Origin of the sequence: Lysobacter firmicutimachus, assembly GCF_037027445.1 — a bacterium.
GTDB classification, from domain to species: Bacteria; Pseudomonadota; Gammaproteobacteria; order Xanthomonadales; family Xanthomonadaceae; genus Lysobacter; species Lysobacter firmicutimachus.
In genome coordinates this window covers 727,714-754,064 of the sequence record NZ_JBANDL010000002.1, presented here as the reverse complement: position 1 = coordinate 754,064, position 26,351 = coordinate 727,714, and the positions used below count along the sequence as shown (strand labels likewise).

General features: G+C 68.2%; 25 protein-coding genes. 6 read left to right on the top strand and 19 right to left on the bottom strand.

All coding sequences use genetic code 11. From position 1 onward, the window contains the following. Window positions 1-3 precede the first annotated feature (3 nt). From V2J18_RS03210 to V2J18_RS03165, 10 genes are all read right to left on the bottom strand, one after another. Complete coding sequence (locus tag V2J18_RS03210; protein ID WP_336130954.1) at window positions 4-399, bottom strand: type II toxin-antitoxin system PemK/MazF family toxin; 396 nt, start codon at window positions 397-399, stop codon at window positions 4-6. Between the two features lie 96 nt (window positions 400-495). Continuing rightward, window positions 496-1,338 (bottom strand): hypothetical protein, encoded by an 843-nt coding sequence (locus V2J18_RS03205; RefSeq protein WP_336130953.1) that lies wholly within the window; start codon window positions 1,336-1,338, stop codon window positions 496-498. Between the two features lie 420 nt (window positions 1,339-1,758). Then, on the bottom strand, window positions 1,759-2,004 hold the full coding sequence (locus V2J18_RS03200; protein WP_336130952.1) for a helix-turn-helix domain-containing protein: 246 nt from the start codon (window positions 2,002-2,004) through the stop codon (window positions 1,759-1,761). Window positions 2,005-2,846: 842 nt separating this feature from the next. Then, on the bottom strand, window positions 2,847-4,277 hold the full coding sequence (locus tag V2J18_RS03195) for an XVIPCD domain-containing protein (RefSeq protein ID WP_336130950.1): 1,431 nt from the start codon (window positions 4,275-4,277) through the stop codon (window positions 2,847-2,849). After that, the gene (locus tag V2J18_RS03190; RefSeq protein WP_141233289.1) at window positions 4,270-5,004 is read right to left on the bottom strand and encodes a hypothetical protein; all 735 of its coding nucleotides are present in this window, start codon (window positions 5,002-5,004) and stop codon (window positions 4,270-4,272) included. The genes V2J18_RS03195 and V2J18_RS03190 overlap by 8 nt, the downstream gene beginning before the upstream one ends. A gap of 238 nt (window positions 5,005-5,242) precedes the next feature. After that, on the bottom strand, window positions 5,243-6,358 hold the full coding sequence (rodA, locus tag V2J18_RS03185) for a rod shape-determining protein RodA (RefSeq protein WP_064745848.1): 1,116 nt from the start codon (window positions 6,356-6,358) through the stop codon (window positions 5,243-5,245). Next, window positions 6,355-8,544 (bottom strand): penicillin-binding protein 2, encoded by a 2,190-nt coding sequence (gene mrdA / locus V2J18_RS03180; RefSeq protein WP_064745847.1) that lies wholly within the window; start codon window positions 8,542-8,544, stop codon window positions 6,355-6,357. The genes rodA and mrdA overlap by 4 nt, the downstream gene beginning before the upstream one ends. Window position 8,545: 1 nt before the next feature. Next, window positions 8,546-9,031 carry a rod shape-determining protein MreD gene (gene mreD / locus V2J18_RS03175; protein WP_336130949.1) on the bottom strand — a complete coding sequence of 162 codons (486 nt, stop codon included), beginning with the start codon at window positions 9,029-9,031 and terminating at the stop codon, window positions 8,546-8,548. Next, window positions 9,028-10,140 (bottom strand): rod shape-determining protein MreC, encoded by a 1,113-nt coding sequence (gene mreC / locus V2J18_RS03170; protein ID WP_336130948.1) that lies wholly within the window; start codon window positions 10,138-10,140, stop codon window positions 9,028-9,030. The genes mreD and mreC overlap by 4 nt, the downstream gene beginning before the upstream one ends. Window positions 10,141-10,311: 171 nt before the next feature. Beyond that, a complete protein-coding gene (locus tag V2J18_RS03165; RefSeq protein WP_064749756.1) occupies window positions 10,312-11,358 on the bottom strand; it encodes a rod shape-determining protein in 1,047 nt (348 codons plus the stop codon). Window positions 11,359-11,736: 378 nt separating this feature from the next. Here V2J18_RS03165 and V2J18_RS03160 point away from each other — a divergent pair, with 378 nt between their 5' ends. Beyond that, on the top strand, window positions 11,737-12,669 hold the full coding sequence (locus tag V2J18_RS03160) for a carbohydrate kinase family protein (RefSeq protein ID WP_064749755.1): 933 nt from the start codon (window positions 11,737-11,739) through the stop codon (window positions 12,667-12,669). Between the two features lie 428 nt (window positions 12,670-13,097). Here the strand turns inward: V2J18_RS03160 and V2J18_RS03155 are convergent, their stop codons facing one another. From V2J18_RS03155 to V2J18_RS03135, 5 genes are all read right to left on the bottom strand, one after another. Further along, window positions 13,098-13,577, bottom strand: a complete 480-nt coding sequence (locus V2J18_RS03155) for a GNAT family N-acetyltransferase (protein WP_336130946.1) — start codon at window positions 13,575-13,577, stop codon at window positions 13,098-13,100. A 117-nt stretch (window positions 13,578-13,694) separates the two neighbouring features. After that, on the bottom strand, window positions 13,695-14,315 hold the full coding sequence (locus V2J18_RS03150; protein WP_336130945.1) for a GH25 family lysozyme: 621 nt from the start codon (window positions 14,313-14,315) through the stop codon (window positions 13,695-13,697). A 336-nt stretch (window positions 14,316-14,651) separates the two neighbouring features. After that, complete coding sequence (locus tag V2J18_RS03145) at window positions 14,652-15,383, bottom strand: hypothetical protein (RefSeq protein ID WP_336130944.1); 732 nt, start codon at window positions 15,381-15,383, stop codon at window positions 14,652-14,654. After that, entirely contained in the window at window positions 15,380-16,357 is a 978-nt protein-coding gene (locus V2J18_RS03140; protein ID WP_336130942.1) for an alpha/beta fold hydrolase, read from the bottom strand. The genes V2J18_RS03145 and V2J18_RS03140 overlap by 4 nt, the downstream gene beginning before the upstream one ends. Before the next feature lie 13 nt (window positions 16,358-16,370). Then, complete coding sequence (locus tag V2J18_RS03135) at window positions 16,371-18,326, bottom strand: M1 family metallopeptidase (protein WP_336130940.1); 1,956 nt, start codon at window positions 18,324-18,326, stop codon at window positions 16,371-16,373. A 360-nt stretch (window positions 18,327-18,686) separates the two neighbouring features. Between V2J18_RS03135 and V2J18_RS03130 the strand changes: the two genes are divergently transcribed. Next, a complete protein-coding gene (locus V2J18_RS03130; RefSeq protein WP_336130939.1) occupies window positions 18,687-19,430 on the top strand; it encodes an SDR family oxidoreductase in 744 nt (247 codons plus the stop codon). 163 nt (window positions 19,431-19,593) lie between these two features. Here the strand turns inward: V2J18_RS03130 and ubiE are convergent, their stop codons facing one another. Beyond that, the gene (gene ubiE / locus V2J18_RS03125; protein WP_064749744.1) at window positions 19,594-20,355 is read right to left on the bottom strand and encodes a bifunctional demethylmenaquinone methyltransferase/2-methoxy-6-polyprenyl-1,4-benzoquinol methylase UbiE; all 762 of its coding nucleotides are present in this window, start codon (window positions 20,353-20,355) and stop codon (window positions 19,594-19,596) included. Window positions 20,356-20,545: 190 nt separating this feature from the next. On the opposite strand from ubiE, the gene V2J18_RS03120 reads away from it, so the two are divergent. Beyond that, complete coding sequence (locus V2J18_RS03120; protein WP_064749743.1) at window positions 20,546-21,022, top strand: GNAT family N-acetyltransferase; 477 nt, start codon at window positions 20,546-20,548, stop codon at window positions 21,020-21,022. Here V2J18_RS03120 and V2J18_RS03115 read toward each other — a convergent pair. Beyond that, the gene (locus tag V2J18_RS03115; protein ID WP_064749742.1) at window positions 21,019-21,894 is read right to left on the bottom strand and encodes a DUF417 family protein; all 876 of its coding nucleotides are present in this window, start codon (window positions 21,892-21,894) and stop codon (window positions 21,019-21,021) included. The genes V2J18_RS03120 and V2J18_RS03115 overlap by 4 nt on opposite strands. Window positions 21,895-22,034: 140 nt before the next feature. On the opposite strand from V2J18_RS03115, the gene V2J18_RS03110 reads away from it, so the two are divergent. The 3 genes from V2J18_RS03110 to V2J18_RS03100 all read left to right on the top strand — a co-directional run bounded on the left by V2J18_RS03110 (window position 22,035) and on the right by V2J18_RS03100 (window position 24,316). Beyond that, window positions 22,035-22,490, top strand: coding sequence for a nucleoside deaminase (locus V2J18_RS03110; protein WP_064749754.1), 456 nt, complete (start codon window positions 22,035-22,037; stop codon window positions 22,488-22,490). Between the two features lie 33 nt (window positions 22,491-22,523). Continuing rightward, window positions 22,524-23,753 (top strand): hypothetical protein, encoded by a 1,230-nt coding sequence (locus V2J18_RS03105; protein WP_336130936.1) that lies wholly within the window; start codon window positions 22,524-22,526, stop codon window positions 23,751-23,753. 86 nt (window positions 23,754-23,839) lie between these two features. Then, on the top strand, window positions 23,840-24,316 hold the full coding sequence (locus V2J18_RS03100; RefSeq protein ID WP_064749740.1) for a GNAT family N-acetyltransferase: 477 nt from the start codon (window positions 23,840-23,842) through the stop codon (window positions 24,314-24,316). A 131-nt stretch (window positions 24,317-24,447) separates the two neighbouring features. Here the strand turns inward: V2J18_RS03100 and V2J18_RS03095 are convergent, their stop codons facing one another. Both V2J18_RS03095 and V2J18_RS03090 read right to left on the bottom strand, forming a co-directional pair. Next, complete coding sequence (locus tag V2J18_RS03095; RefSeq protein ID WP_336130935.1) at window positions 24,448-24,921, bottom strand: DUF2269 family protein; 474 nt, start codon at window positions 24,919-24,921, stop codon at window positions 24,448-24,450. 3 nt (window positions 24,922-24,924) lie between these two features. Beyond that, complete coding sequence (locus V2J18_RS03090) at window positions 24,925-26,253, bottom strand: DoxX-like family protein (RefSeq protein ID WP_336130934.1); 1,329 nt, start codon at window positions 26,251-26,253, stop codon at window positions 24,925-24,927. Window positions 26,254-26,351: the final 98 nt, after the last annotated feature.

Here is a 26,351-nt window from a genome sequence, read left to right as displayed (position 1 = left end):
GCGTCAGACACGCTGGAACGCCGCCTGCACGAACCCCAGCCCGGCCAGGATCTGCGCCACCCGCTGCGACGACAGCGCGCCGATGCGCTCGCCCAGCCGCGCCTTGTACAGCGACGACACCTGCGACACCACCACCACGCTCTGCCGCGGCAACCCGCCCTCGCCCGGCTCCAGCAACACATTGCCCGGCTCGCTGGCCCGGCCCAGGTTCGAACTCAGCGCGCACACCACCACGGTCGAAATCCGCGAAGCGTTGAACAGATCGTCCTGCACGACCACGTGCGGATGCGGCACCCCGGGCACCGAACCGCGCGAGGGGTCGGCTTCGATCCAGAAGAGGTCGCCTTGGCGAATGAGAGGGTGTTGCGAACGGTCTAGGGCGGCGGGGTCTCGATCCATGCGCATGAAGAAAGAAGAAACATGGCCTAAGCAAGAAAGCCAAGAGTCATACCAAATACGCTTGGAGTAAGCTTTCGAATTCTTAGCTGAGAATCTTCACTCATCACCACTTTCCTTTAGCTTTCTAAAGAAACCATCCATAGAATTCGCAGCCTGAGAAGCATGATCGCGAGCTTGACGCCTCATGCTCTCCACATCAACATCCAGATCAAACTCTGAACGAAGCGATGCAGACACCTCTGCCTGCAAAACTGCGAGATCGGCAACTCTCCTCGCGACCTCCGCCCCGTAGTTCATCAGCGCCTGATTGTACTGATCAGACAGTTCAGAGTACTCCAGCACCAGCTCATCGAACGACTTTACAGTAAGCTCAAAAGAAGCCAGAAGGGCGCCCAGTTGATACTTCGAATCCATTTCTTCTCGAGCCATCCGCATTGCCGAAGTCAATCTGACGCGTTCAGCCATCAAGCCCTCATAGCTTTCGCGATTGACATTCAAAGCAATCTTCAAATTATGAGCGATGCTTGCCTCCCCCATCAGATCAACAAATAGCTTTCCGTAAGCATTCGACAACTCAGACACTTTCACCCGAGTGGTTTCACTAGCTACCAGTTGCACCCGCGCGCAGGCCCGCTGAAAATTGCTGAATCCACTCGCAAGCGCGGCTCTATCAGTAGGATCAAGACTAGCGAGCAACCCAATGAACTCGCTAATCGCTACAGCCTCATCCATCGCCGTAAGGTAAACGTCACGTCGAAGCTGAGATGCTCGATCCTTGGCCTTTTGTGTAGCGTCATGCACCAGCTGTCGATCAAAGCGTCGGTCATTACTTCTATTCGACAAGAAGTTAGCGCCAAGTGTTCCAACAACGCCAACGACTGCTCCAGCCAATCCCCACACTGGAGCAGGAAGCCCTTGCATTATCTGCATGAAGTCCATTTTTAAGCCCTAACAGTTCACGCCGGAGCGCTGCCCCTTCCCGAGTTAATCTGCTCCCACTTTCAGCCCGAACAGAAAAGGTAGATTTTCGGCCACCACCACATCGAGCAAGAGCCTTAAATCAACCGAATCTGCATAGCCCAGGGATCTAGAAATATACCTCTATGATCGGCAAGATCCTCCCTGAAGCCATTCAAAATCCTTTCAAGCTGATCGCTATCCGAAAACTCTGAACGCCGCAAGTTAGTGATATCCAGGATCGTCTCGCCCTGGCCATTGACCACACGAAACCTAATTTTTTCTTCGTAATCATAAACCTCCGCTCCACAGTGAAGGGGAAGGAAAGCCTTCCTGATGATTTCGAGTGCTAACTTGTCCGATATTGCAACCATTCCCCACCCCTTCTCGAATATATAAATACTATGTCACTTCGGATTCAAACCTTTTAACGAATGAAACGAGCGATACGCCGCAAGCCAGGCAGTATTCGCGGAGCTGAATTAGATCCAATCTACGCGTACCGTTTTCTATATCACTAATGTGAGATTGCGAACGGCCCAAAGCCTCCGCTAGTCCTACTTGAGTGACTCCCGATGCCAACCGTACCTCCTTGAGTAGCCTGACAAGCACTGCATGTTCTTCCTGATGGACTGACTTCTTCGGCATCTCTGTGGCCTTGTCGTGACACGGTCCACAAGAACGCTATATCTACTTTTCAGATATCGGAAAAACAGATATAACTACGCCAATGCGACAGCCGTAGGACACCGCCCTGCGGCAGTCGCATCCGCCGAAGACTTCGAACGCATGGAGAGCCGCTATGTCTGAAGCCCCAACCTCGCCGCAAGGAACATCACTCCTGCTCCAGCTACTTGAATCGACTCCAGACGCCGTAACTCTGCCCCTGCAGCTCGCACGCCTAGACATGGCTGTGCTCGACTATCTGCACACCAAAGCATCGGACCTGCATCACCGGGCAGTGACCGAGGCAAGAGAGTTCCTGGAAGTAGCCCTTGAGTCGATGGAGGCAGATCTTTCTCCTGAGCGACAACGTCGTTTTGTGGAGCGAGCGGACGATGCTCTGGCCTACGCGCAGCACTGGGGCGGATTGGCAGCTAACGCGCGGTTCTGCCGAGAGCATCCCGATTTGGCGCGGCGGTTGGCAGATGGCGAAGCCCCGGCGTCGCCTTCGCGGGATGTGTGCCCCGACACAGCTTGCAAGTCGCGGCAAGGCAGGCGCGCCAGAGCGGTTCGCAAATCGGGATAGCGACCTGTCACGCAGACGGCCGGTGCGCCCCCTGGGTGCGGTTTGCGCCGGCGCGCGGACGTCGTGATCGCGGCTGGCGCCGCCCCTGCCTCTCTGAGTGGGCAAGCAGAGTGGCCGCTGTGCATGGGGCGAAGGTCTTGATCGCGATTATCAGGACGAGTTCAGCGAGCATGGCACCACCGAGCTGCTGGCATAGCTGAGCTGAGACAAGTAGGCAGCCCGGAAGCCAACCGCAGTTCGATTACAGCGCTAGCCGCGGTCCGCCCTGCGCCGGCGCTGGCTCTAGCAACTGCGCCTGGGCGGGTTCTTGCGCCCGCTGCTGGTTGATCTGCTCTACCTTGGCGAGGCTCCGCTCAGCAGGAACCTGCGATGCGGCATGAGTATCCACGTGGGTGGTGAAGAACGGCCCTTGCTTGCCGAATGGCGCATAGACCGCGAAGACGTTCACCTCACCCTGTTCGGTAGGGCGGCCGACCACCACCTCATCCAGCCGTTTGCTCAGCGGATCGGCCTTGTGTTCACGCAGCAACGCAGCCGCGATGTTGTCGGATTGCTGTTCGCTCCATCGCCCGTCGCTACGGACGGCTTGCCGGATCAAATTGTAGGCCGCGAAGTCCGGATGCGATGGATGGTCCGCACGCGGTTGGCTCGGCACTGCCGGTTGCGCGACCTCGGCCACGTCTTTGCGCGACCCCGGCGCGACGCGCGAGTGGGTGTGCGATATGGCCTCATAGTTGCGCTGCCCGTGGCTGATATCGACATAGGCGAACGACTGCCCCTCCCCACCCAGGTCGACACCGGCCCGCTCGATCTTGCGTGGGTCGAGCTTCAGGGCGGCCAAATCGAGTTCGATGTCCGGCACATGCATCGTCGTCCCCCGGGCATAGTTGCGCCTCGCCTCGTGCAAGGTTTCCATGGCGTAGGCGCCGTAATAGGCCGCGTAGCCGGAATCGCCATGCAGGCCCAGGCGTGACGCCCGATCGGTATAGCACTGCGCCACGGCTTCCACCGCCGGGCTGACCAGCTTGTTGCCGGTTCGCTGGATCCCATCGGGGGAGAGGCGAACCCCGGACGCCAATACGCCGTTCTCCACACACGGCGTGGAAGGGTCTGCCCGCCGCAGAAATTCCTCCCGATTGAACTCGGCTGCTTGTCCGCCGCTGGTACGGCTGGCCAATGCGTTCATGCCCACCAACTCGGCCATCGCCTCGTTGCGTCGCGTGAACTTGAGATAGCGCTCGACCGGGGCGGTTACGTCTGCAGACGTTCCCTCATGCGACGCTTGGCGCACCGCTTCGGTCGCGTTGTAGTTGAGCAGATAGCGCTCGCGCCGCTCGGCCTCCGCCAGCAACGCGTGGCCGGCTTCATGGCCCAGCACCACCGCGATGTTGTCCTGGCGCAATTGCGGGTCGTGCCAGCGCTGGCGGTCGAAATTTTCGGCAACCAGGGAAATGGTGCCCGTCTTGCTGTCGTAGCGCCCTGCTTCGTTGGGATGATTCGAGATCGCCAGATGCTTGAGGTCGCCGCTTTGGATCGACGACGCCAAGACGTTAGCCAAATATGGCGAGCTCGCGATGGCCGTTTCCAGATCCTTCACGGCCCCCGGAGGCAATCCCGGTTGATGGGACAGCTCATCGATCAAGAGGCGGATATCGCCGTGTATTTCAGCCATGCGCCTCGTCCTTGAAGGCGTCGATGCGCAGGCTGCGCACGCAAGACTGGCCCGACACCGTAATCACGTCCGCCAGCAGTGCGATCACGGTGCCTTCGGCGGTGCGTTTGGAGTACGAGGCATGTTCGTCGCCAGCGCGGTCGCGCCAGCCCTCCTTGCCTGCGTAGCCCAGCGGTTGAACGTGGCGACGCAGGCTGTCCAGTTCGAACAGGCAGGCAACCGGTCCTTCGTACACTGTCTGCGACAAACCCACCGTCCATTTGTCCGGCGATTCGCGATACAGCGCGTCCACCCAGACCTTGTACGTGGCTCCGCCCGGCAATAGGCCGGTCGCCTCGTGGCTGCCGTTTCTATCCACCAAGGTCAGCCCTAGCCATTCGGCGACGCGTTCCGGCCGGGTGTCCAGCGGGGTCTTCAGGCCGTCGATGAGCCGCAGGATGCGCGTACGCCAGGCTTCTGCGGTCAGTTCAGGCCCGGGGGGCACCGGCGGCAAAGGCACAGGCGCGATGGAAGGCGTGGACGGCGAAACGGACTGCTCGGCGATGCGATCCAACTGTGCGGCGACGGCATCGGCGGAGGCCTCACCGCCCTGCGGGGCTTGTGTTTGAGTCACGGCGGAGTCCTTTTCCGTATCGGCGGCGGCTTGCGCCGGCTGGCGTGCGCAACCGAGCAAGGCCAGACCGGCGATCAGCGCAGCGGTGGGGTGGAGCCATCGAGCAGGGGGCATGGCAGCGTCCTTCGTCCCAGGTCCTGGCGGCCGCGCGACGGTTGTGTTCAGTGGACGGCCTATCGTTGAGTCTACCTACGCGAATGCCGCGTGGCTGTAGTCGAATGGGCACCGCGCACAATGAAACCGTAGTCGAATTTACGGCAGCCTGTGTTTGTGCTGGCATGCGTGATGGTTCGCGGTCGCGGCTCACGCCGCTCCTACCCCGGAGAGCCCGGAGCCCGGCGCTGCAGCCGGCTCAGCGGCCGCTATGCACCGGCCGATGCGCCTTGACCGCCATCACCACGCCGAGGCCGGCGAGCAACGACACCGCCGAGGTGCCGCCGTAGCTGAGCAGGGGCATCGGCACGCCGACCACCGGCAGCAGGCCCGAGATCATGCCGCCGTTGACGATCACGTAGACGAAGAAGGCCAGTCCCAGGGCGCCGGCGATCAGGCGCGAGTAGCCGTCGCGCGCCTCGGCGGCGATCCACAGGCAGCGGCCGACCACGAACAGATACAAGGCCAGCACCGTGGCCACGCCGACCCAGCCGAACTCTTCGCTGAGCACGGCGAAGATGAAGTCGGTGGTGTGTTCGGGCAGGTAGTTCAAGTGCGACTGCGAGCCCTGCAGCCAGCCCTTGCCGGTCATGCCGCCGGCGCCGATCGCGATCTTGGACTGGATGATGTTCCAGCCGGTGCCGAGCGGGTCGGTTTCCGGGTTGAGGAAGGTCAGGATGCGGTCTTTCTGGTACGGCCGCAGCAGCCAGAACCAGGCCACCGGCGCGATCGCGGCGACCGCGCTGAAGGCGGCGCCGAACCACCACCACGGCAGGCCCGCCAGGTACAGCGCGAACGCGCCGCTGATGCCGACCAGCATCGCGGTGCCGAAGTCGGGCTGGAGCAGGATCAGTCCGGTCGGCGCGCCGATCAGCAGGCCGGCGATCAGCACCGTGCCGACCTTCGGCGGCAGCGCCTGGCGATTGAGGAACCAGGCCACCATCATCGGCAGGCTGAGCTTGAGCAGTTCGGCCGGCTGGAAATAGAACACCTTCAGGTCGATCCAATGGCGGCCGTGCTTGCCGGTGCCGATCAGCAGCACCAGCAGCAGCGGCACCATCGAGAACGCATAGGCCAGCGGCGTCCAGTTGCGCAGTTGCGACGGCGGCAGCCGCGACAGGCCCCACATCGCTCCCAGGCCGACGGCGAAGCGCGAGCCCTGGGCGAAGACCATGCGGGTGGAATGTTCGCCGGCGCTGTACAGCACCGCCAGGCCGATCGCCATCAGCGCCAGCAAGGCGCCCAGCAGCGGCAGGTCGAGGGTGCGGGCGAAGCGTTGGGCCAGGTCCCACAGGTAGCGCAGGATCACTCTCATCGTTGCGGCTCCGTCGCCGGCGCCGCACCGGTGTCGGCGGCGGGCTCGGCCGGCGCTTCGGCGGCGGCATCGGCCCGGCTGGCGTCGCCTGCCGCGCCGGCGCCCGCATCGCGTTCGCCAGGCGCCGGCAGTCCCGGCAAGGCGGGCCGCGCCAGCGCCTGCGGCGCGCGCCCCGGCTGCGCGGCCACGCGCGCGTTGGCCTGCGCGACCGCCGCGGCCCAGGCGCCGTTGACCGCCACCGGCACCACCGCCGGCTCCGCGCCCGCGACCGTGCCGGACTCGACCGAGACGTCGGCGAAGCTGGGCACCGCCGGCGCGTCCTTGGACGGTTCGGTCTCCGGCATCTTGCCGAGCAGCCACGCGTCGAAGATCTTGCGCGCGATCGGCGCGGCGGTGCTGCCGCCGTAGCCGCCGTGCTCGACCACCACCGCGACCGCGATGGTCGGGTTCTCGGCCGGCGCGTAACCGACGAACAGCGCCTGGTGGCGCAGGTGGTACGGCAGCGAATGCGGATTCATGCTGACGTTGCCCTTGCGGCTGACCTTCTGCGCGGTGCCGGTCTTGCCGGCCATGCGGTAGGGCGCGCCGCGGGCCATGATCCGCGCGGTGCCGCGGCCGCCGTGGATGGTCGCCTCCATGCCTTCGCGCACCGCGCGCAGGTGCTGCGGATGGTCGGTGATCAGGCTCGGCGGCTTGACCACGTTCGGCACCCACGGCGCCTCGTAGCCGGTGCGGATTTCGCGCACCAGGTGCAGTTGCTGCAGGTGGCCGCCGTTGGCGATCGCGGCGGTGCCGCGCGCCAGTTGCAGCGCGGTCACCACCCAATAGCCCTGGCCGATGCCGGCGATGACGGTTTCGCCCGGATACCAGCCTTCCTTCTTGTTGCGCTTGGCCTTCCACTCCGGCGACGGCAGGATGCCGGTGTTCTCGCCGGCCAGGTCGATGCCGGTCTGCTGGCCGAAGCCGTAGCGCAGCATGTACTGGTCGAAGCGGGCGATGCCCATCTCCAGCGCCAGCTTGTAGTAGTAGGTGTTGACCGATTGCGCGATCGACTCGCGCAGGTCGACCCAGCCGTGGCCGCCGCCGTGCGAGTCGCGGTAGCCGCGCTTCTGCCCGGGAATGTGGAACTCGCCGGTCGACAGAGTGCGGTCCTCGGGCCGGCGCAAGCCGCTGTCGAGGCCGGCCAGGGCCACGAACGGCTTCATGGTCGAACCCGGCGGGCCGCCGCCGAGCACGTTGCGGTTGAACTGCGGCCGCGAGGGGTCTTCGTTGAGGCGCTTGTAGTCGGCGCTGGAGATGCCGTTGACGAACAGGTTGGTGTCGTAGCTGGGCAGGCTGACCATGCCCAGCACTTCGCCGGTGCGCGGGTCGACCGCGACCGCCGAGCCGTCCATTTCGCCGAACGCGGCCACCATGGCGCGCTGCAGGTCCATGTCGATGCTCAAACGCAGGTCGGCGCCGGGCTTGGCCGGGACATGGCCGACCTGGCGGATCGGGCGGCCGTCGACGTTGGTCTCGATCTGCTCGTAGCCGATCTGGCCGCGCAACTGCGATTCGTAGAAGCGTTCCAGGCCGGTCTTGCCGGTGTGGGTCAGCACGCCGGCGTTGGCGCCCATCGACTCCTGGTCCTTGGTGTCGACCCGGCCGACATAGCCGATCACGTGCGCGAACAGGTCGCCGTAGGGATAACGGCGGTTGAGGTAGGACACCAGCTCGACGCCGGGGAAGCGCCAGCGGTCGACCGCGAACGCGGCGACCTCTTCGTCGCTGACCCGCATCTTCAGCACGATCGGCTTGAAGCCGCGGGTGGCCTTGCGCTCGTTCTCGTAGCGCTTGATGTCCTCCGGCGACAGGTTCACCACCGACGCCAACTGCGGCAGCCACTTGTCGCTGTCGCCGGCCTCCATCGGGGTGACCTCGATCCGGAACGCGGGCACGTTGTCGGCGAGGATGCGGCCCTGGCGGTCGTAGATCAGCCCGCGTCCCGGCACCACCGGGCGCAGCTTGACCCGGTTGGCTTCCGAGCGCATCGCGTAGTCGGCGTGCTGCCAGACCTGCAGGCGGAAATACCAGAAGCCCAGGCCGATCACGCCCGCCAGCACGCAGGCGAAGGCGATCGCGGCGCGGGCGCGGAACTGGTCGGCCTCGGCCGCGTTGTTTTTCAGCACCCGTCGGCGCGGCCGCATCTCAGCGTCTCCGCCAGCTGCCCAGGCGCAGCGCGTCCAGCAGCAGGAAGATCGGCGGCCACAGCAGCATGCCGGCCAGCGGCGCCAGCCAGAACGCCGCCGGCAGGGTCGGCTCGCGCAGCACGGTGTGGATGGCGAAGGTGACGATGCGGTCGTTGAGCATCAGCCCGCCGATCGCCAGCGCCTGCTGCGACAAAGGGAAGAAGCGCAACCGGGCGCGGAAGCGCTGCAGGATGAAGGCCATGATGACCAGCCGCAGCGCCTGCTCGCCGAGCAGGCCGTCGGAGACCAGATCGCCGGCCAGGCCGACCAGGAACGAGAAGCCCAGTCCGACCCGCTCGGGGTCCTCGATCACCCAGTAGGCCAGCACCAGGCCGAGCCAGAACGGCCGCAGCGGCTGCAGCAACTGCGGCAGCGGCAACAGGCTCAGCGCGAGCGCGACGACCAGGCTGGTCGGCAGCACCCAATGGTGGCGGGCGCGGGTCACGGCGTGTCCTCGCTGGCGGCGGGCGCGGCCGGGCCGGTCGCGGGCGAAGCCGGGCGGCGCGGCGCGGTGGACGGCGACGCGGGCGGCGCAACCGTCGCCGGGCGGCTCGCGGCGGTGCCCGCCGGTGCCGGAGCGGCGCCGGGCCTGGCCGCGGCATTCGCTGCGTTGCCCGCGGCGCCGGCCGCTGGGTGGTTCGCGGCGGGCGCCGCGCCTGCGGCCTGCGCCATCGCCGGCTGGGTGTCGAAGGGCTCGCTCGGCGCCGGCGCGGGCGGCAACGACAGCAGCACCAGCACTTCGCGGCCACGGTCCAGCTGCGCGGCCGGCCGCACTTCGCCGACCAGGAAGGCGCGGCTGTCGTCGGGCTTGAGCGCGGTGATGGTGCCGACCGGAAAACCCGGCGGGAATCGCCCGCCCAGGCCCGAGGTCACCAGCACGTCGCCCTCGCGCACGTCGCTGGACAGCGGCACGCTGCGCAGGGTCAGGTGGTCGCTGCGGCCTTCGCCGTACACCACCAGGCGCACGCCGTTGCGCGCCACCGCCACCGGCACCGCGTGCGACGGGTCGGTGATCAGCAGCACGCTGGCGTGCATCGCGGTGATGCCGGTGATCTGGCCGAGCAGGCCGCCGGCGTCGATCACGCTCTGGCCGACCCGGATGCGGTCGCGGCTGCCGGCGTCGAGCACCAGCCGTTGCTTGCTCGGGTCGAGATCGATGTCGAGGATCGGCGCCAGCACCACGTCCAGGTTGCCGCGCTCGGCCGCTTCCAGCAGGCCGCGCAGGCGCTGGTTGTCGGCGGCGACCGACTGCAGCCGCGCCATCCGCGCCTGGTTGACCAAGGCCTCGTTGCGCAGGCGGCGGTTCTCTTCGGTCAGCCGGCTCAGGGTGCCGGCGTCGTCGCTGACCCGTTCGATCAGGCGTCCGGGCATGCCGGCCACCGCCCACAACGGCGCCACCGCGGTGGCGACCTGCTTGCGCGCCTGGCTGAGCCAGCCGCCGCGATGGTCGAGCACGATCAGCACCAGCGCCAACGCCAGATACGCCAGCAGGCGCAGCGTGTCGGCGACTTCGCCGCTACGGGCTGCGGTGGAGGGACCGGCGTAGGGGGGCATTGAGGCCGGGAGTCGTGATTCGAAATTGGGGATTGGAAAAGCGCGAACGCAGCGAGTGACCGCTGCGCGCGCTTGCCGGACTGCGGGTGACGCTAGGCGGGCGCGTCGAAGACGCGGGAGGCGAGAGCCGGGCGCTGTTCCGATCCCGAATCCCGAACCCCAAATCCCGGCTTATTCCGGAGCGAAAAACTCGTTGCCGTGCATGTCGACCAGCTCCAGCGCGCGGCCGCCGCCGCGGGCGACGCAGGTCAGCGGGTCGTCGGCGACCTGCACGTGCAGGCCGGTTTCCTCGCTGATCAGGCGGTCCAGGTCGCGCAGCAGGGCGCCGCCGCCGGTCAGGACGATGCCGCGCTCGGCGACGTCGGCGCACAGTTCCGGCGGGGTCTGCTCCAGCGCCAGCTTGATCGCCGAGACGATGCCCGACAGCGGCTCGCGCAGGGCTTCGAGCACCTCGTTGGAGTTGATCGTGACCATCTTCGGCACGCCTTCGGCGAGGTTGCGGCCGGAGATTTCGATGGTGCTGGCGCGCTCCTGCGGGTAGGCGCAGCCGATCTCGAGCTTGATCCGCTCGGCGGTGGCTTCGCCGATCAGGGTGCCGTAGGTGCGGCGCACGTAGTTGATGATCGACTCGTCGAAGCGGTCGCCGCCGATGCGCACCGAAGCCGAGTAGACGATGCCGTTGAGCGCGATCACCGCCACCTCGGTGGTGCCGCCGCCGACGTCGACCACCATCGAGCCGCGCGCCTCGGTCACCGGCATGCCGGCGCCGATCGCCGCGGCCATCGGTTCCTCGATCAGGTAGACCTCGCGCGCGCCGGCCTCCTCGGCCGATTCCTTGATCGCGCGGCGCTCGACCTGGGTCGAGCCGCAGGGCACGCACACCAGCACCCGCGGGCTGGGGCGCAGGAAGCGCGACTTGTGCACCTTGCGGATGAAATGCTTGAGCATTTCCTCGGTGTAGGTGAAGTCGGCGATGACGCCGTCCTTCATCGGCCGGATCGTGGTGATGTGGCCCGGAGTCCGGCCGAGCATCTGCTTGGCCTCGCCGCCGACCGCCGCCACCGTACGGTTGCCGCCGATCATCCGGTCCTGGCGCACCGCGACCACGGACGGCTCATTCAGCACGATCCCCTGGCCGCGGACGTAAATGAGGGTGTTGGCCGTGCCCAGGTCGATGGACAGGTCATTGGAAAACATGCCGCGAAACTTCTTGAACATCGGGGGATTGGGCCGTCAAAAGTATGGGCGAAGCGGGGCCGTTAGCCTAGCAATCGCCCCCCCTGCGAGCAAGGAAAATCAACGGTTTCACGGCTGCCCGGCTGTTCAGGAGCGGCGCCCGCCCCCTGGGGATAACCCTGGGTCGGCGGGTCCGGAATCGCCCCCTCGCCGGGTCGCCGCCCACCCGGTTCCGGCCCGGCCGACCCGGCCCCGGCGGTCTCCGCGCCGGAGGCCGGAAAACCGCCCGGCCGCCCGCGACCATCCCCCCGCGTACGCAAAAACTGGCCGCGCGCCGCTTCAGCCGCTACCCTACGCCGCCGGGCGGTCTATCGACCGCCCGCTTTTGCGTCGCGACTTCAAAAAATTTTCGGGGTGAACATGTCTGCGCTGATCTGCGGCTCGCTGGCCTACGACACCATCATGGTGTTTCCGGACCAGTTCAAGAACCACATCCTGCCGGACAAGGTCCACATCCTGAACGTCTCGTTCCTGGTCCCGCGCATGCGCCGCGAGTTCGGCGGCTGCGCCGGCAACATCGCCTACAACCTCAAGCTGCTCGGCGGCGATCCGATCCCGATGGCCACCGTCGGCCAGGACTTCGGCCCGTACCGCGAGTGGTTCGACGAACAGAAGATCCGCCTCGACCACGTCAAGGAGATCCCGGAGCTGTTCACGCCGCAGGCGTTCATCACCACCGACCACGACAACAACCAGATCACCGCCTTCCATCCGGGCGCGATGATGCGCTCCTACGAAAACCACGTGCGCGACGTGAAGGGCGTGAGCTTCGGCATCGTCAGCCCCGACGGCCGCGAAGGCATGTTGCAGAACGCGGTGGAGTTCGCCGACGCCGGCATTCCCTTCATCTTCGATCCGGGCCAGGCCATGCCGTTGTTCAACGGCGAAGAGCTGCGCGCCTTCATCGAGCAGGCCGACTACGTCACCGTCAACGACTACGAGTCCAACCTGCTGCAGGAGCGCACCGGCTGGAGCGAGAACGACATCGTCCAGCGGGTCAAGGCCTACATCACCACCCGCGGCCCGCACGGCTCGCAGATCCACACGCTCGGCAAGACCTACGACATCCCGCCGGCGCACGAGCGCCGCGTGACCGATCCGACCGGCTGCGGCGACGCCTTCCGCGCCGGCCTGATCTTCGGCATCGAGAAGGGCTACGACTGGATGACCGTCGGCCGCATGGGCAATCTGATGGGCGCGTTGAAGGTCGAACACCCCGGCACCCAGAACCAGCGCTTCGACTACGAAGAATTCGCCGAACAGTTCAAGCAACAGTTCGGGTATGCGCTTTAAGCCGGGATGGGAAATTCGCGATTGGGGATTGGTTTGAGGCGGATGCCGGCGGACTGAATCCGCGTTCCGCTGCCCCACCCGCATCGCACGTCGATCGAAAAATCCCGGCCCCGGCCGGGATTTTTTTCGCCTGCATTCTCGCCGCGACTAACGCCCCATTGTAGGAGCGGCGTAAGCCGCGACAGAGACCGCGCAGAACCTGCGGCTACAACGCCCTCGCCGAAGCGCCCCCCCCGCTTTGAGGGCAGGTGCGACGCAAGTCGCGACCACGCCCCGCAACAACGACGCCATCTGCGGCATCACGGCCGCGACTCGCGTCGCGCCTACCCCGGAGGTCGTCGCGGGCCCTGGTAGCCGCGACGAAACCGCGTAGAACCCCGGCCAGGAAGCCCTCAACCGAAGCAACGCCCCGGGGTTCGCCACCTGCGCTACAGGCGTTTGCGGAACACCGCCACCGGCACGCCGTGCTGCGGAGTGGTGTCCAGATACTCCCAGCCCAGGCGCCGCATCAGGCTGCCGGCGGTCGCGGTGCCGGTGTAGATCGCGCGATGCCCCAGGCGCATCGCCTGCGCTTCCAGGGCGACGATCAGCTGCGCACCGATGCCGCGGCCGCGCCAGCCCGAGGCAACGCAAGCCGCCGCCGCCCAGGGCGAGAATTGCGGATAGGCATCGATCGAAGCGTCCTTGAGTGCGGCCACGCCGACCGCCTCGCCGCCGAGCAAGGCCACCACGCCCAGCGGCAGCGCATCGTCGCGGCAGAACGAGGCCAAGTCCGCGGCCGCGTCGCCCGGACCGTCGCCGCCGTAATAGTCCGGCCATTCGCTTTCGAACATGCGCTGCAAGACCGGGACCGCCGAGCGATGCGCGGCCAGCAGCTCGACCTGTACCGGCACCCCGCCGCGGCTCATGCGCGCTCCGCATCGGCGCGACGCGAGCGCAACGCAATCTTCGAATCGGAAACGGCGTTCATGGCTTCGATCATAACGACCGCCCTGCCCCGCTCCCGCGCGCCGGTCACAGTTCGCTCAGCGCGCGACGCCCGATTGCGCGCGCCAGGCGGCGAACGCCGCGGCATCGCCGACGTGCACGTTCAGATCCACCGGTCCGTCGATGCCTGCGACCCGGCCCCGGTTGTGGTACTGCCACAACGTCCACGCCGCCGACGCCTCCGGCGCGCTCAGGATCGAACGCCGCCACAACGGCCGCGCCGGCAGCGCGGCGCGATAAGCCTCGAAGAACTCCGGCGTCACGTACAGCAAGGCGGGCTTGGCGTACGCCGCTTCGACCGGCGCCAGGAACGCGTCCAGCTCGGCGCGCATCGCCGCCGCGTCGGGCCGCCGGCCGCAGTTGCCGCCGAACTCCAGGTCCACCGCCGGCGCCAGCGCATCGCCGCGCGCCGGCGCCGCGGCGAGGAAATTCGCCGCCTGCTGGGCGCCGCTGCGACAGAAGGTGAAGAAGTGATAGGCGCCGACCGCGATCCCGGCCGCCCGCGCGCCGCGTTCGTTGTCGGCGTAGCGACGGTCGCGATGATCGCCGCCTTCGCTGGCCTTCAGATATACGAAAGCGACATCGTCCCGCGCCACGGCCGGCCAATCGACGATGCCCTGATGATGCGAGACATCGAGGCCGCGCAGCGGGTAACGCATTCGATCGGGCTGCCAATGCAGGAACCACCACCGCGCCGAAACGAAAACGGCACCGATCAGCAGCCCGATTGCGGCCGTCCCGACCAGCCACCTCCGGGCATTATTCATCGGGCGGCCCGCAACCCACAGGCGGCTTCGCCGCCTGGATTCGCGCGTCCGCGCTCGCCGCTATCGGCACGGCACGAAGACTGGCCATGCATCAGCCCGGTTTCGCCGCCAACGCAATGCCAACGCCGCAACCAATGGAGCGACCGTTACGGTCGCAAGCTTTCGATGCGAAAACCATTCGCTCATCCCTGGCAATAGCGTCGAAACGAATCGACGGTCGTTACGCCCTCACTTCCAACCCGGCATCTTCTCCGGCTTCAAACCGCCGACTTCGAAGCTCGCCGTGCGCGTACCGCCGGCCTTGACCGGGAACTCGATGCTCAGTTCCTTGGCGGCGCCGGCGATGCGCCACAAGCCGCGTTCGTCCTCGACGAACATGGCGATGGCCTCGTCGGTCTTGGGCCGGCTGCCGGGCAGGGTCTTGGGCTTGTCGTCGGCGACGACCTTCAGCTTGCAGCCGCCGTAGCAATTGAAGTCACCGGTCTGCAGCACCAGGTAGGCGCTGCGGCCCCAATCGGGGTGATCGCGGAAGATCAGCTGCACCGGGCGCGGCACGCCGCCGTCGGTCTCCACGTTCGCCTTGGCGTAGATCGACGCCGAGAGCTGGGTGCCGGCCTTGCCCTTGGCGGTCTTCACCGGCGTGCTCATGTACGACCACAGCGACTCGACCCGACGCTGTTCGCGCATCTGCTTGGCCTTGGTCTTGGCCTCCTCGTACTGCGCGGCGATGCGGTCGGCGGTCGGCGTACCGGCATAACGCGAGGTGACGATCTCGCCGTAGGCCGAAGCCATTTCCCAGTTCTGCTGGCCGTAGGCGGCGTCGAAGTTCTTGGCTTCGACCGCGGCCTCCTGTTCGCGCTGCGCGGCCTTGGCCGCTTCGGCGATCTTCGGATCGGGTTTCTCGCAGCCGGCGAGCAGCATCGCGGCGGCGAGCAGGAACGTGGCGTGGCGCGGTGTCATCGTGCTTGACCCTTGGCTATCAATCGGTTGACGGCATCGGCGGCGGCGGCGGGACGCTCGACGATCGACATGTGCCCGCAGCCGTCCAGCAACGCCCGCTGCGCCTGCGGCAGCTGCGCCGCGTACAGCTCCAGCGCGCTGGGGTCGATCACCGCATCCTGCCGGCACCATAGCAGCAAGACCGGCTGGCGGATGCGTGCGGCCTGGCTGCCGGGCAGGAAGCGTTCCTCGCCGCGGCCGATCTTGTCCAGCACCGCTTGCTCGAACGCCGCGTCGCGCTTGCGCCGGTCGATGTAGATCCGGCTCGCCGGCCAGGGAATGTAGGGCTTGGCGGCATCGTCGTAGAACACGATGTCGAGGTAGCGCCGCAGCGAGGCCGCATCGAAGACCGCGAACGGATTGCGCCCGCGCAGCACCGCCAGGCCGAAGGCGTTGTCCTGGAAACGCACCCCGGCGGCGTCGAACAGGCCGACCCGGTCCACGTCCTGCGGATGCCGCGCCGCGCTCAGTGCGACGATGCCGCCGCCCATCGAATGGCCGAGCAGCACGAGCTCGCTGCCGGGCTGGTGCGCGACCTGTTGGATGAAGCGTGCGACGCGTTCGCTCTGGGCCAGGAAGCCGTAGTCGGCGCCGGCCTTGCGCTCGCTTTCGCCCCAGCCCGGCAGGTCCGGCGCGAACAGCCGGTAGCGGCCGCGCAGGCGCTGCGCCAGCGGATACCAGTTTTCCTTGCTGCCGGTGAAGCCGTGGACCATGACCACGGTCGGCGCGCCCGGCGGCGCCTCGTCGTTATAGGCGTAGACCCAGCGATGATCGCCGACCTGGGCGGCGTTGCGGGTCAGGCCGGCGACGGCGCGCTGGCGCGCGTAGTCGGCCAGCACGACTCGATAGGGATCGCGCCACAGCCACCACGCCAGCGCGCCCAGCAAAACGGCCGCCAGCAGGGCGGCCGTCTTGAGCGAGCGACGCAGGCGCATGGGCGTGCGCGGCTTACTGCGCCGCGGCCGGGTTCTTGGCCTTGGCGATGGTCGCCTCGACCGAACCGGTGGTGATCGGATGATAGCCCGGCCTGGCCTTGGCGAAGGTCTCTTCGGCCAGCTTCAGGCCTTCCGGGGTTTTCACCAGTTCGCCGTAGGTCGGCATGATCAGCTTGCGCCGGCCGATCTTCTGCAGGAAGGCGGAGATCGCCGGATCGGCCTCGTGGTAGCCGCTGCGCACCGCCAACGGGTACCAGCGCTGGGCGATTTCGCCGTTCGGCGTACCGGTGAACGCGTAGGCCGCGTCCAGCGCCTTGAGCTGATCGACGCTGAGCTTTTCCGGCATGCCTTCGATGAAGTGCACCCATTCCTGGGTGCTCCACTTCGCCGTCAGCGCGGCGTCGGGCAGCTTGCCGGCGTCGAGCCAGCTCTTGCGCGCGGCATCGACCGCGTCGAAACGCGGCGACGCCGTGGCCGGCGCCGACTTCGGGATACCCGGGCCGTAGATCCACTCCTCCAGCTCGGCCTCGCTGACCTTGCCCGGGTGCTTGGCGAGCAGGTTGGCCTTGGCGTACTCGACGAACTGGGTGGTCGGGATGCTCTGGAACGCGAAGTGGTCGAAGTAACCGCGCAGGAACGGGTCGAACACCTCGCGGCCGTAACGCTGCTCGAGGAACTGCAGGAACCAGGCGCCCTTGGTGTAGACGGTGGCGCTGCTGGCCTCGTCCGGGTCCTTCAGGGTGCCGGGCTTGAGCGCCAGCGCCTGCAGCTTGGGATCGATGGCCTTGAACTCGGCGGCCAGTTCGTTGCGGCCGATCACGTTCTCCATGTCGGAACGCTCCTTGCCGTACAGCGCTTCGACGATGCGGTTCTCGACGTAGCTGGTGAAGCCTTCGTTGAGCCAGCCGTCCTTGCTGCTGGAGAAGGTGACCAGGTTGCCCGACCAGCTGTGCGCCAACTCGTGCGCGACCAGCGACACCAGCGACTTGTCGCCGACGATCACGGTCGGGGTGGCGAAGGTCAGGCGCGGGTTTTCCATGCCGCCGTACGGGAACGAGGGCGGTAGGACCAGGATGTCGTAACGCTCCCATCGATAGGGACCGTACAGCTTCTCGGTGGTCTCCATCATCTTTTCGGTGTCGGCGAACTCGGTCGCGGCCTTGCCGACCATCGCCGGCTCGGCCCACACGCCGGCGCGCGCGGAGATCGGCTGGAACACCAGGTCGCCGGCCGCGATGGCGAGCAGATAGGACGGGATCTTCTGCGGCATCTTGAAGCTGTAGTCGCCGTCGCGCGCCGCCTTGGGGTCGTTGTCGGCGCTCATCAGCACCATCGCGTCCTTGGGCGCGGTGACCTGGGCGGTGTAGGTGAAGCGCACGCTCGGCGTGTCCTGCAGCGGCACCCACGAGCGCGCATGGATCTGCTGCGACTGGCTGAACATGAAGGGCGTCTTCTTGCCCTCGGTCATCGACGGCTCCAGCCACTGCAGGCCGGAGGCGTTCGGCGAGGTCGCGTAGCTGACCCGGATGCGCTTGTTGCGCTCCGGCGCTTCGATGGTGAGCTTGCTGCCCAGGGTCTTGTCGGTCGGGGCCAGACTGAAGCTCAGATCGCCCCACTGGCCGTCGGCGCGCTCGCCGACCACTTTCGCGATCTTCAGATCGCGGGTGTCGAGCACCAGCTGCTTGGCCTTCGGATCGGTCCAGTCGAGGGTGTAGGTGGCGCTGCCGGTCAGGGTCTTGGCGGCGAAATCCACCGCCAGCGACAAGGCGAGGTCGTCGATGCGGACCAGGTCGGGCTGGGCGTAGGAATGCTCGTCGCGGTCGGCCGCGGCAACGGCGGTGTCGCTCACTTTGGCCTCCGGTGCGGCGGTCTGGGACGGATCGGTGGCGGGCGCCGCGCTTTCGCGCGAACAACCGGCGGCGGCGCTGAGGGCCGCGACGAGACAGACGGTGAGGATCGAAGAACGCATGAACGGACCACGGCTGCGGGTGAAGCGCCGAGTGTAGCGCCTCGCCCCGGAGCGGGGCTTGTGCATGTTGGCCGCTGCGCGGGGTGCGGATGGAGTCCGGGCCGGACGTAGGATCGGATGGCCGAACGCGGCCGTCCGCCGCGGCCGCACGCTGCCGGCCACGGCAGCCGAGGGGCTGACGGCCGACACGCGGGCGGCTCCCGGCCGGCGGCGCCGAATCGCGATGCCGGTCGCGCTACGACGAGGGCCGAAGCGGTCGTGCGGCTGCGCGGTACGCATCGTCCCAAAATTCCCGTCTGCCCAAGCCGCGGCGATGCCGCTAGCCTGGACGCCCTACTTCCATTATTCGGAACTTCAGACATGAGCCTTCCCCTTGCAGGCAAAGTAGCCCTGGTCACCGGCGCCAGCCGCGGCATCGGCGCGGCGATCGCGCGCCGCCTGGCCGCCGACGGCGCCGACGTGGCGCTGACCTACGTCAGCTCGGCCCAGCGCGCCGAGGACGTGGCCGCGCAGATCCGCGCCGGCGGCCGCCGCGCCGTGGTCATCGCCGCCGACAGCGCCGATGCGGCGGCGGTGACCGCCGCGGTCGAGCGCACCGTGGCCGAGCTGGGCCGGCTCGACATCGTGGTCAACAACGCAGGTGTGTTCGCCTACGGGCCGTTCGAAGCGGAATCGCTGGAAAACTACGAGCGGGTCATGGCGATCCACGTGCGCGCGCCGTTCGTGGCCGCGCAGGCCGCCTCCAAGCATTTGCCGCGCGGCGGCCGCATCATCACCATCGGCAGCTGCCTGGGCGAGCGCGTCGGCGCGCCGGGCATGGCCCTGTACTCGCTGAGCAAGGCCGCGGTGGTCGGCCTGAGCAAGGGCCTGGCGCAGGACCTGGGCAAGCGCGGCATCACCGTCAACACCGTGCAGCCGGGCCCGATCGACACCGACATGAACCCCGCCGACGGCGAAGGCGCCGACCACCAGCGCGCCGGCCTGCCGCTGGGCGAGTACGGCCAGGCCGACGACATCGCCGCGGCGGTGGCCTACTTGGCCGGCCCGGGCGGTGCGTTCGTGACCGGCACGCAGTTGTCGGTCGACGGCGGATTCTCGGCCTGAGGCTCGGAGCCTGCGTCGCGGCGAACACTCAACGGGCGCAGGGAGCGACCTGTGCCATGCCCGCGTCCTGGCAACGCACCTGCGGCCGTACAACGAAGAACGCCGGGACGAGCGTCCCGGCGTTCTTCGTTCCGGCGTACGGCGCAGACCGCGCCGGCGGGCCTCAGGCCTTGTAGCCGGTGTGGATCGCGCAGATCCCGGCCGACAGGTTCTTGTAGTCGACCCGGGCGAAACCGGCCTCGCTCATCATCCGCTTCAGCTCGCCCTGCGGCGGGTGCTTGCGGATGCTCTCGGCCAGATAGCGGTAGCTCTCGCTGTCGTTGGCGAACAGCTTGCCCAGGCGCGGCAGCACGTTGAAGGAGTGGAAGTCGTAGATCGGCTTGAACCACTGCGCGGTCACTTCCGAAAACTCCAGCACCCGCGCCTGGCCGCCGACCTTGAGCACGCGCAGCATCTCGCGCAGCGCCGCGTCCTTGTCGGTGACATTGCGCAGGCCGAAGGCGATGGTGACCAGGTCGAAGCTGGCGTCCGGGAACGGCAGCGATTCGGCGTTGCATTGCACGTACTCGAAACCGGACACGCGGCCGCGGTCGGTCATGCGGTCGCGGCCGACCCGCAGCATGTCCTGGTTGATGTCGCCGAGCACGATCATGCCGCGGTCGCCGACCCGGTCGCGCAGCAGGGCGGCGATGTCGCCGGTGCCGCCGGCCAGATCGAGCACGCGGTCGCCGCGGCGCACCTGCGCGGTGGCTGTGAAATAGCGCTTCCAGACCCGATGGATGCCGAGGCTCATCAGGTCGTTCATCAGGTCGTAGCTGCCGGCGACCGAGGAGAACACTTCCCCCACCAGCTTGCGCTTCTGCTCGCGCGGCACGTCGCGGAAGCCGAAGTGGGTGGTGTCGGGCTGGGGCTTGGATTCGTTCATGGCGGCGATTATCGCACGCTGGCCGCGCCGGGGCCTGGCGGCGGCGGGCGGGTCCGGGCCGGCGCCCTGGCGCGCATCGTCGCAGCCGCGGGCGCCATCGGCGCCGTGGCCCACGGGGCGAAACCGTCCCATTCCCGAACGAACCGCCCCGCTCCGCTCCGGTGCGCCCCGGCTTTGGCATGATGCGGTCATGATCGCCACCGTGACCTGGCAAGCCAAGCGCTATGCCGACCTGAGCCTGGACGAACTCTACGAGTTGCTGAACCTGCGCGCGCAGGTGTTCGTGATCGAGCAGAACTGCGTCTACCTCGACCCCGACGGCAAGGACCGCCATCCCGAAGCCTTGCACCTGATGGGGCGCGCGGCCGACGGCCGCCTGGCCGCGTACCTGCGGATCCTTCCGGCCGGACTCAGCTATCCCCAGGTCAGCTTCGGCCGGGTGCTGACCGCGGCGGACTTCCGCGGCCTGGGCCTGGGCGGGCCGATGCTGGAAGCGGCGCTGATCGAAATCGAACGCCGCTGGCCCGGCGCCGACATCCAGATCGGCGCACAGGCGCATTTGCAGGCCTACTACGGCCGCTATGGCTTCGAGCCTGCGTCGGAGCCTTATGTCGAGGACGGCATCGCGCACATCGACCTGCTGCGCCGCGGCCGCGGTGCGGCCTAGGCGCGACGCCGATCGGCCGCAGCGCGCAGCAACGCCGCGGCGCCCAGCAACAGCAGCAGATCCTTGAGCAGGAACTGGCCGGTGCCGCCGACGAAGGGAAAACCGTAGCCGGGCTGCCAGCCCGGCAAGGTGAACAGGAAGCTCAGGGTCAGCAGATACGTCGCGATCGCGGCCCGCAGGCCCCAGTCCGCCACCCGCGGCCACCACGGCCATGCGGCGATGGCCGCCGCGATCAGCAGCTCGATCGCGCCGATCAGGTTCGACGCGCCCTGCACGCTCAACGGCCCGTACAGCCAGGCGAACAAGGGGCTGCTGCGCATCAGCCCGGCCACGCCTTCGGCCTCGACCTGGGTGAACTTCATCAGCCCGATCCAGACCAGCACCAGCAACTGCCCGGCCCACAGCAGCCACAGCGCGCGGCTGCGGCCGTGCGCGCAGCCGCGCTCGTGCGCGAACACGCCCAGGGCGAGGCCGGCGAGCCCCACGTGCTTGAGCAAGGTCTGGCCCGAACCGATCACCGGGAAGCCGGCGTACGGCGGCTCGTGGATCCAGGCCGCCGGGCTCGCCAGCCCGAGCAGGCCGGCGGCCCAGAACGCGCTCGCCGCAAGCGCTGCGTCGCGACGCCAACGGCCCGGCCGTGCGATCAGCAAGACCGCGCCGATCATCGCCTGCAGCGCGCCCAGCGCCGGGCTCAGCCACGCGGCATCGTCGGCCAACGCCGGCAGGCCCGCGCCGCTCAAGCGGCCGGCCAGCGCACGGACGTCGAAATCGAAAGCGCCCATCGCGCCGAACCACAGCATCGTCAGGCCCAGGGCCCGGGCCGACAGTCCCCACACGCGCGCCGCCGGCGCGCGTTGAATCGCACACTGCATCGTCGTTTCGCTCCGCTCCGCGCCGCGCAAATGGCGCGCACCCCGGTAAAGAGGCCGCTATGGCGCAAAAGGGTTCGCCGGCCCTCGACCCGGGCGCGGCGGCGCGCCAGACTGCGCAGCGATACGCACAGGAGTTCCGCATGATCGCCACCCCCGACTACCGCGCTCTGCTCGCCACCGCCGTCGCCGAAGCCCGCCAAGGCCTGGCCGAGGGCGGCATTCCGATCGGCGCGGCGCTGTACCACAACGACGGCCGCCTGCTCGGCTGCGGCCACAACCGCCGCATCCAGGAAGGCGACCCCTCGGTGCACGGCGAGACCGACGCCTTCCGCAAGGCCGGCCGCCAACGCCGCTACCGCGACACCATCATGGTTACCACCCTGGCGCCGTGCTGGTACTGCAGCGGCCTGGTGCGGCAGTTCAACATCGGCACCGTGGTGGTCGGCGAATCGGTCAACTTCCAGGGCGGCGTCGACTGGCTGCGCGAAGCCGGCGTCAACGTGATCGATCTGGCCGACCCGGAATGCATCGATCTGCTCGGCGGCTACATCGCCGCGAACCCCGAGGTCTGGAACGAGGACATCGGCGAGGACTGAGCCCTCGCCGTCCGCAACGGAAAAGGAGTTTCCATGCATCCCACCGCTCTATGGCCCCTGCTGGCGCTGGCCGCCGCGCCGGCCGCCGCGCAGGCCCCGGCCTGCGGCCGCACCGCCGAAGTCGCGCTGATCTGCCTTCAGGCCGACGACGGCGCCAAGGCCACTCTGGTCCGCACCGAACTGCCCGCCCGCGGCGGCTGCGCGCAAGCGCAGGTGGAACGCTTCGCCGCCGGCGACCTCGACCGGCCGCGCAGCCTGGCCCTGGCTGCGGGCCAGACCGGCGAATGCCGCTTCGCCAGCGGACGCACGCTGCGCGTGCGCCTGCAGCAGGAATCCGGACCGCTGCTCGGATCGTGCAACGCCGACGCCGCCACGCGTTTTTCGATGTGGGTAGACGGGCGCAAGCTGATCGGCGGGCACAGCGTGCGCGAACGCTGCGAGACCGCATCGGCGCCGTGGAGCTATCGGCTCGAAGGCGAGATCGTCTACGACTGCAGCAAGCCGGACGGTTGCGCGGGCTGGTCCGGCCCCGACCAGACGCTGAGCTCGCTGCCGGTCGATACGATCGAGTATCCGCCGGACGCACCCGGCCCGGCGCCGGGCCGCCTGGAACGGCTGCTCGACCGCGGCCCGGTCTGCGCCGAAGTCGAGCGCGAACTGGCGGCCTCGTGGTCGGCGTTCGACGCCTTCGTCCGGCGACCGTCGCCCGGCCCGATCCAGCGGCTTAACGCCGGCGACCGCCAGGCCAACGCCGTTCTGCCCGGCGGGCTGGGCTTCGCCTACGGCGGCGCCCGCGTGGACGAATTCGATTTCGACAACGACGGTCGCATCGACCGCGTCTATTCCAGCGCCAGCGACGGCCAGGGCGGCTGGTACTACGCGCCGATGCTGGTGCTGTCCGGCGCCTCGGCCGAGAGCTTCGTTGCCGCCGACGGCACGGATGCGATCCACGCGGTTCCCTGCCAGTGGGACGCCGCGCGCCCGGCCTTGTCGCAGTGCGACGATCTGCGCCATCCGGAGTGGAGCGATCGCCGTCCCCCGACGCAATCGGTGCCGGCGCCGCTGCCCGGCATCGCCGGTGGCGACGAGTTCTTCCGCACCCGCTACACCACCGCACTGCCGTTCCGCTACGACGGGACGACCTATGTCGCGCTGGCGAGCGCAGGCACGCCATCGCGCGATTACGTCGGCATCTACCGTCCCCGCCCCGGCGGCGCGCGCGAAGCCGTATGCCTGATCCGCCGCGTACCGGCGAACATGTGAACCGCGCCGGGCGCGGACGCTGGCCGGTCCGCGCGCTCGCTTGCGTCACTGGGCAAGCCCGGTGCGCAAGCGCAGAATCGCAACACATGGTCGCCGTTCCCGTCCCGTTGTCGATCCGCGCCTACCAGCTCAGCGACTGGCCGCGCCTGTGCCACATCCACGACCGCGCCCGGCTCGACGAACTGCAACGCTGCGCCGACGTCGCGGCGTTCCGCAGCCTGGCCCGCACCGCGCACAGCGAGGGCCTGTTCGACGGCCGCCTCGACGTGGCCGAAGTCGAAGGCGTGGTGCGCGGCTTCGTCGCTTTCCAGCCCAAGTCGCTCAACTGGCTGTACGTGGACCCCGACAGCTACCGCCAGGGCGTGGGCCGCGCACTGCTGCGTCACGCCATCGCCTGCTCCGGCCCGGTGATCTCGACCCAGGCCTTGCAAGGCAACGAGCCGGCGATCGCGCTGTACCGCTCGGAAGGCTTCGTAGAGATCGAGCGGCGACCCGGGCGCTTGGCGGGGAGCGACGAGTTTCCGGCGGTAGGGGTGATTTTGCAGCGGCGGGCTCGGGGGTGAGCGGTAGAGGGTGAGGCGCTTGGCGCCGACTCAGATGCGGGAGGGCTGCGCGGGTACGACCGATGGCGCGGCGAGTGCGATGTTCTGCGCTTTAGCGCTTGAGGTTCCTGACTTCGGCTAGACCGGCGGAGCTACATCGCTGCGGTTGGCTTGACCACCATCAGCCAGAAGATCGCGATCACGCTCAGGAACGCCGGCCAGCCCAGCCAGAACCACCAGACCATCGTGCGGCGATAGCTCGCCGGCAGCGGCGCGTTCGCGGCCGCGGCCTGCGCCGCCAGCCGGCGCGCGCGGGCCTGCAGCCACAGCACCGGCAGCCAGCAGGCGCCGACCACGAAGAACAGGATCAGCGCGGTCTTGAGCCAGAACAGCGACCACGGAATGCCCAGGTGCAGCGCCAGCCACACGCCGGTGCCGAACTGCACCAGCACCGCCGGCGCGGTGAAGCAGGCGTCGGCGATGACCACGGTGCGCGCGGTCTCGGCGATGACCTTGGGATCGCCGCGGCGGTGCGCGATCCAGAAAAAGAAGGCGATGCCCAGGCCGGTGCCGAACAACAGCGTCGAGGACAGGATGTGAATCCACTTCACCCACAGGTACGCCATCGTCTATCTCCGGTCCGCCAACACCCAGGCCACCGCCAGCGCCGGCAGCAGCACCAGATTCTTGGCCAGGCCGCCCAGCGGATCCAGCCATTGCCCCGGCAACAGCGCGCCGAACGCCGCGGTGTAGGCGAGCACGCTGAGCCCCATCAATCCCAACACCAGTCGCGGCCGCCAGCCCAGCAACAACGCCAGCCCCAGGATCGCGTCCAGGCCGGCGGCGACCCGCGCCAGCGCCACCGGCTGCCAATGCTGCAAGGGCGAGTCGGCGACCATGGCCTCGATCGTCGCCGCCGGCGTCAGCCAGCCGGCGGCGGCCGAGATCAGCCACAACGCGACGACGGCGACGCGCAGCATCGGGGCGAGAAAATACAGCTGCGCCTGCCAACGATCCTGGACCTGGCTCGGCGTTGTCGCCAGCGCTTCGGCCAGGGCCGCCGGCGCATGGCCGAAGTCGGCCTGCAAGCGTGCGTGCGCGTCCGGCCGGGCGACGTTGCCGCGACGGAGCATGCGCCACATGGTTTCGCCGACCGGGCCACGGCCCAGCCGTTCGCCGATCGCGACCTGCAGGCTCACCAGCGACTCGGGGAAAGCGACTGCGCCGTGGCCTTCGATGCGCAGCCAGCGTCGCCAGGTCGCCTGGTACTCGCGCAGGCTCAAGGGCTGTGGCCCGCCGACGTCGTAAACGCCGTGCTGGGTTCCCCCGGCGGCGCGCGCGGCGATTTCGCCCAGGTCCTCGGCCGCGACCGGCTGCAAGGGCCAGCGCCCGTCGCCGGGCAGCAGTTGCCGGCCGGGAAACGCGGCCAGCGCGCGCAACAGCGACGTGCCGCCATACGAGCCGGACGCGGCATAGACCACCGACGGACGCAACGCCACCGCAGTCAAGGGCAGTCGCAGCAGCGCATCGTCGAAACGGTGCTTGGAAGCGATAAATTCCCCGTCGGCCGGCTCGCCGAGCGCGGACAGTTGGACGAAGCGCGGCACCCTCAGGTCGACGCAGGCCTGGGCCGCCGCGAGCGGGCCGTCGACGTGGATGGCCTGGAAGGTCTGGGCGCCGGTTTCGCGCAAGATGCCGGCGGCGTTGACCACCGCATCGACGCCGCGCAAGGTCTCGCGCCAGTCCTGCGGCGAGGTCATGCGCGCCAGGTCGGCGCGACGTTCGTCCTCGCGCAGCGCGCGGGGCGTATCGCGGATGCCGCGCAGCACCCGCCAGCCGTGGCGGCGCAGGGCGGCGATCAGATAGCCGGCGAGAAAGCCGTTGGCGCCGATAACGAGTACGGTTTTCGGCGCAGTCGCGTCGGTCCGTGGCGCGCGGTCGGAAGCGGGTTCGTCCATGGGGCGACACGGTAGCAGAGCGCTCGGGTCGCGGGGACGGTCGGAAAGACCTCTCGCTTGGCCTCACCCCAGCCCTCTCCCGCCAGCGGGAGAGGGAG

Bases quoted from the DNA above. Each gene is read 5' to 3' on its own strand.
- V2J18_RS03210 (WP_336130954.1), bottom strand. From the start codon at position 399: ATGGATCGAGACCCCGCCGCCCTAGACCGTTCGCAACACCCTCTCATT.
- V2J18_RS03205 (WP_336130953.1), bottom strand. From the start codon at position 1,338: ATGGACTTCATGCAGATAATGCAAGGGCTTCCTGCTCCAGTGTGGGGA.
- V2J18_RS03200 (WP_336130952.1), bottom strand. From the start codon at position 2,004: ATGCCGAAGAAGTCAGTCCATCAGGAAGAACATGCAGTGCTTGTCAGG.
- V2J18_RS03195 (WP_336130950.1), bottom strand. From the start codon at position 4,277: ATGGCTGAAATACACGGCGATATCCGCCTCTTGATCGATGAGCTGTCC.
- V2J18_RS03190 (WP_141233289.1), bottom strand. From the start codon at position 5,004: ATGCCCCCTGCTCGATGGCTCCACCCCACCGCTGCGCTGATCGCCGGT.
- rodA (WP_064745848.1), bottom strand. From the start codon at position 6,358: ATGAGAGTGATCCTGCGCTACCTGTGGGACCTGGCCCAACGCTTCGCC.
- mrdA (WP_064745847.1), bottom strand. From the start codon at position 8,544: ATGCGGCCGCGCCGACGGGTGCTGAAAAACAACGCGGCCGAGGCCGAC.
- mreC (WP_336130948.1), bottom strand. From the start codon at position 10,140: ATGCCCCCCTACGCCGGTCCCTCCACCGCAGCCCGTAGCGGCGAAGTC.
- V2J18_RS03165 (WP_064749756.1), bottom strand. From the start codon at position 11,358: ATGTTCAAGAAGTTTCGCGGCATGTTTTCCAATGACCTGTCCATCGAC.
- V2J18_RS03160 (WP_064749755.1), top strand. From the start codon at position 11,737: ATGTCTGCGCTGATCTGCGGCTCGCTGGCCTACGACACCATCATGGTG.
- V2J18_RS03155 (WP_336130946.1), bottom strand. From the start codon at position 13,577: ATGAGCCGCGGCGGGGTGCCGGTACAGGTCGAGCTGCTGGCCGCGCAT.
- V2J18_RS03150 (WP_336130945.1), bottom strand. From the start codon at position 14,315: ATGCGTTACCCGCTGCGCGGCCTCGATGTCTCGCATCATCAGGGCATC.
- V2J18_RS03145 (WP_336130944.1), bottom strand. From the start codon at position 15,383: ATGACACCGCGCCACGCCACGTTCCTGCTCGCCGCCGCGATGCTGCTC.
- V2J18_RS03140 (WP_336130942.1), bottom strand. From the start codon at position 16,357: ATGCGCCTGCGTCGCTCGCTCAAGACGGCCGCCCTGCTGGCGGCCGTT.
- V2J18_RS03135 (WP_336130940.1), bottom strand. From the start codon at position 18,326: ATGCGTTCTTCGATCCTCACCGTCTGTCTCGTCGCGGCCCTCAGCGCC.
- V2J18_RS03130 (WP_336130939.1), top strand. From the start codon at position 18,687: ATGAGCCTTCCCCTTGCAGGCAAAGTAGCCCTGGTCACCGGCGCCAGC.
- ubiE (WP_064749744.1), bottom strand. From the start codon at position 20,355: ATGAACGAATCCAAGCCCCAGCCCGACACCACCCACTTCGGCTTCCGC.
- V2J18_RS03120 (WP_064749743.1), top strand. From the start codon at position 20,546: ATGATCGCCACCGTGACCTGGCAAGCCAAGCGCTATGCCGACCTGAGC.
- V2J18_RS03115 (WP_064749742.1), bottom strand. From the start codon at position 21,894: ATGCAGTGTGCGATTCAACGCGCGCCGGCGGCGCGCGTGTGGGGACTG.
- V2J18_RS03110 (WP_064749754.1), top strand. From the start codon at position 22,035: ATGATCGCCACCCCCGACTACCGCGCTCTGCTCGCCACCGCCGTCGCC.
- V2J18_RS03105 (WP_336130936.1), top strand. From the start codon at position 22,524: ATGCATCCCACCGCTCTATGGCCCCTGCTGGCGCTGGCCGCCGCGCCG.
- V2J18_RS03100 (WP_064749740.1), top strand. From the start codon at position 23,840: ATGGTCGCCGTTCCCGTCCCGTTGTCGATCCGCGCCTACCAGCTCAGC.
- V2J18_RS03095 (WP_336130935.1), bottom strand. From the start codon at position 24,921: ATGGCGTACCTGTGGGTGAAGTGGATTCACATCCTGTCCTCGACGCTG.
- V2J18_RS03090 (WP_336130934.1), bottom strand. From the start codon at position 26,253: ATGGACGAACCCGCTTCCGACCGCGCGCCACGGACCGACGCGACTGCG.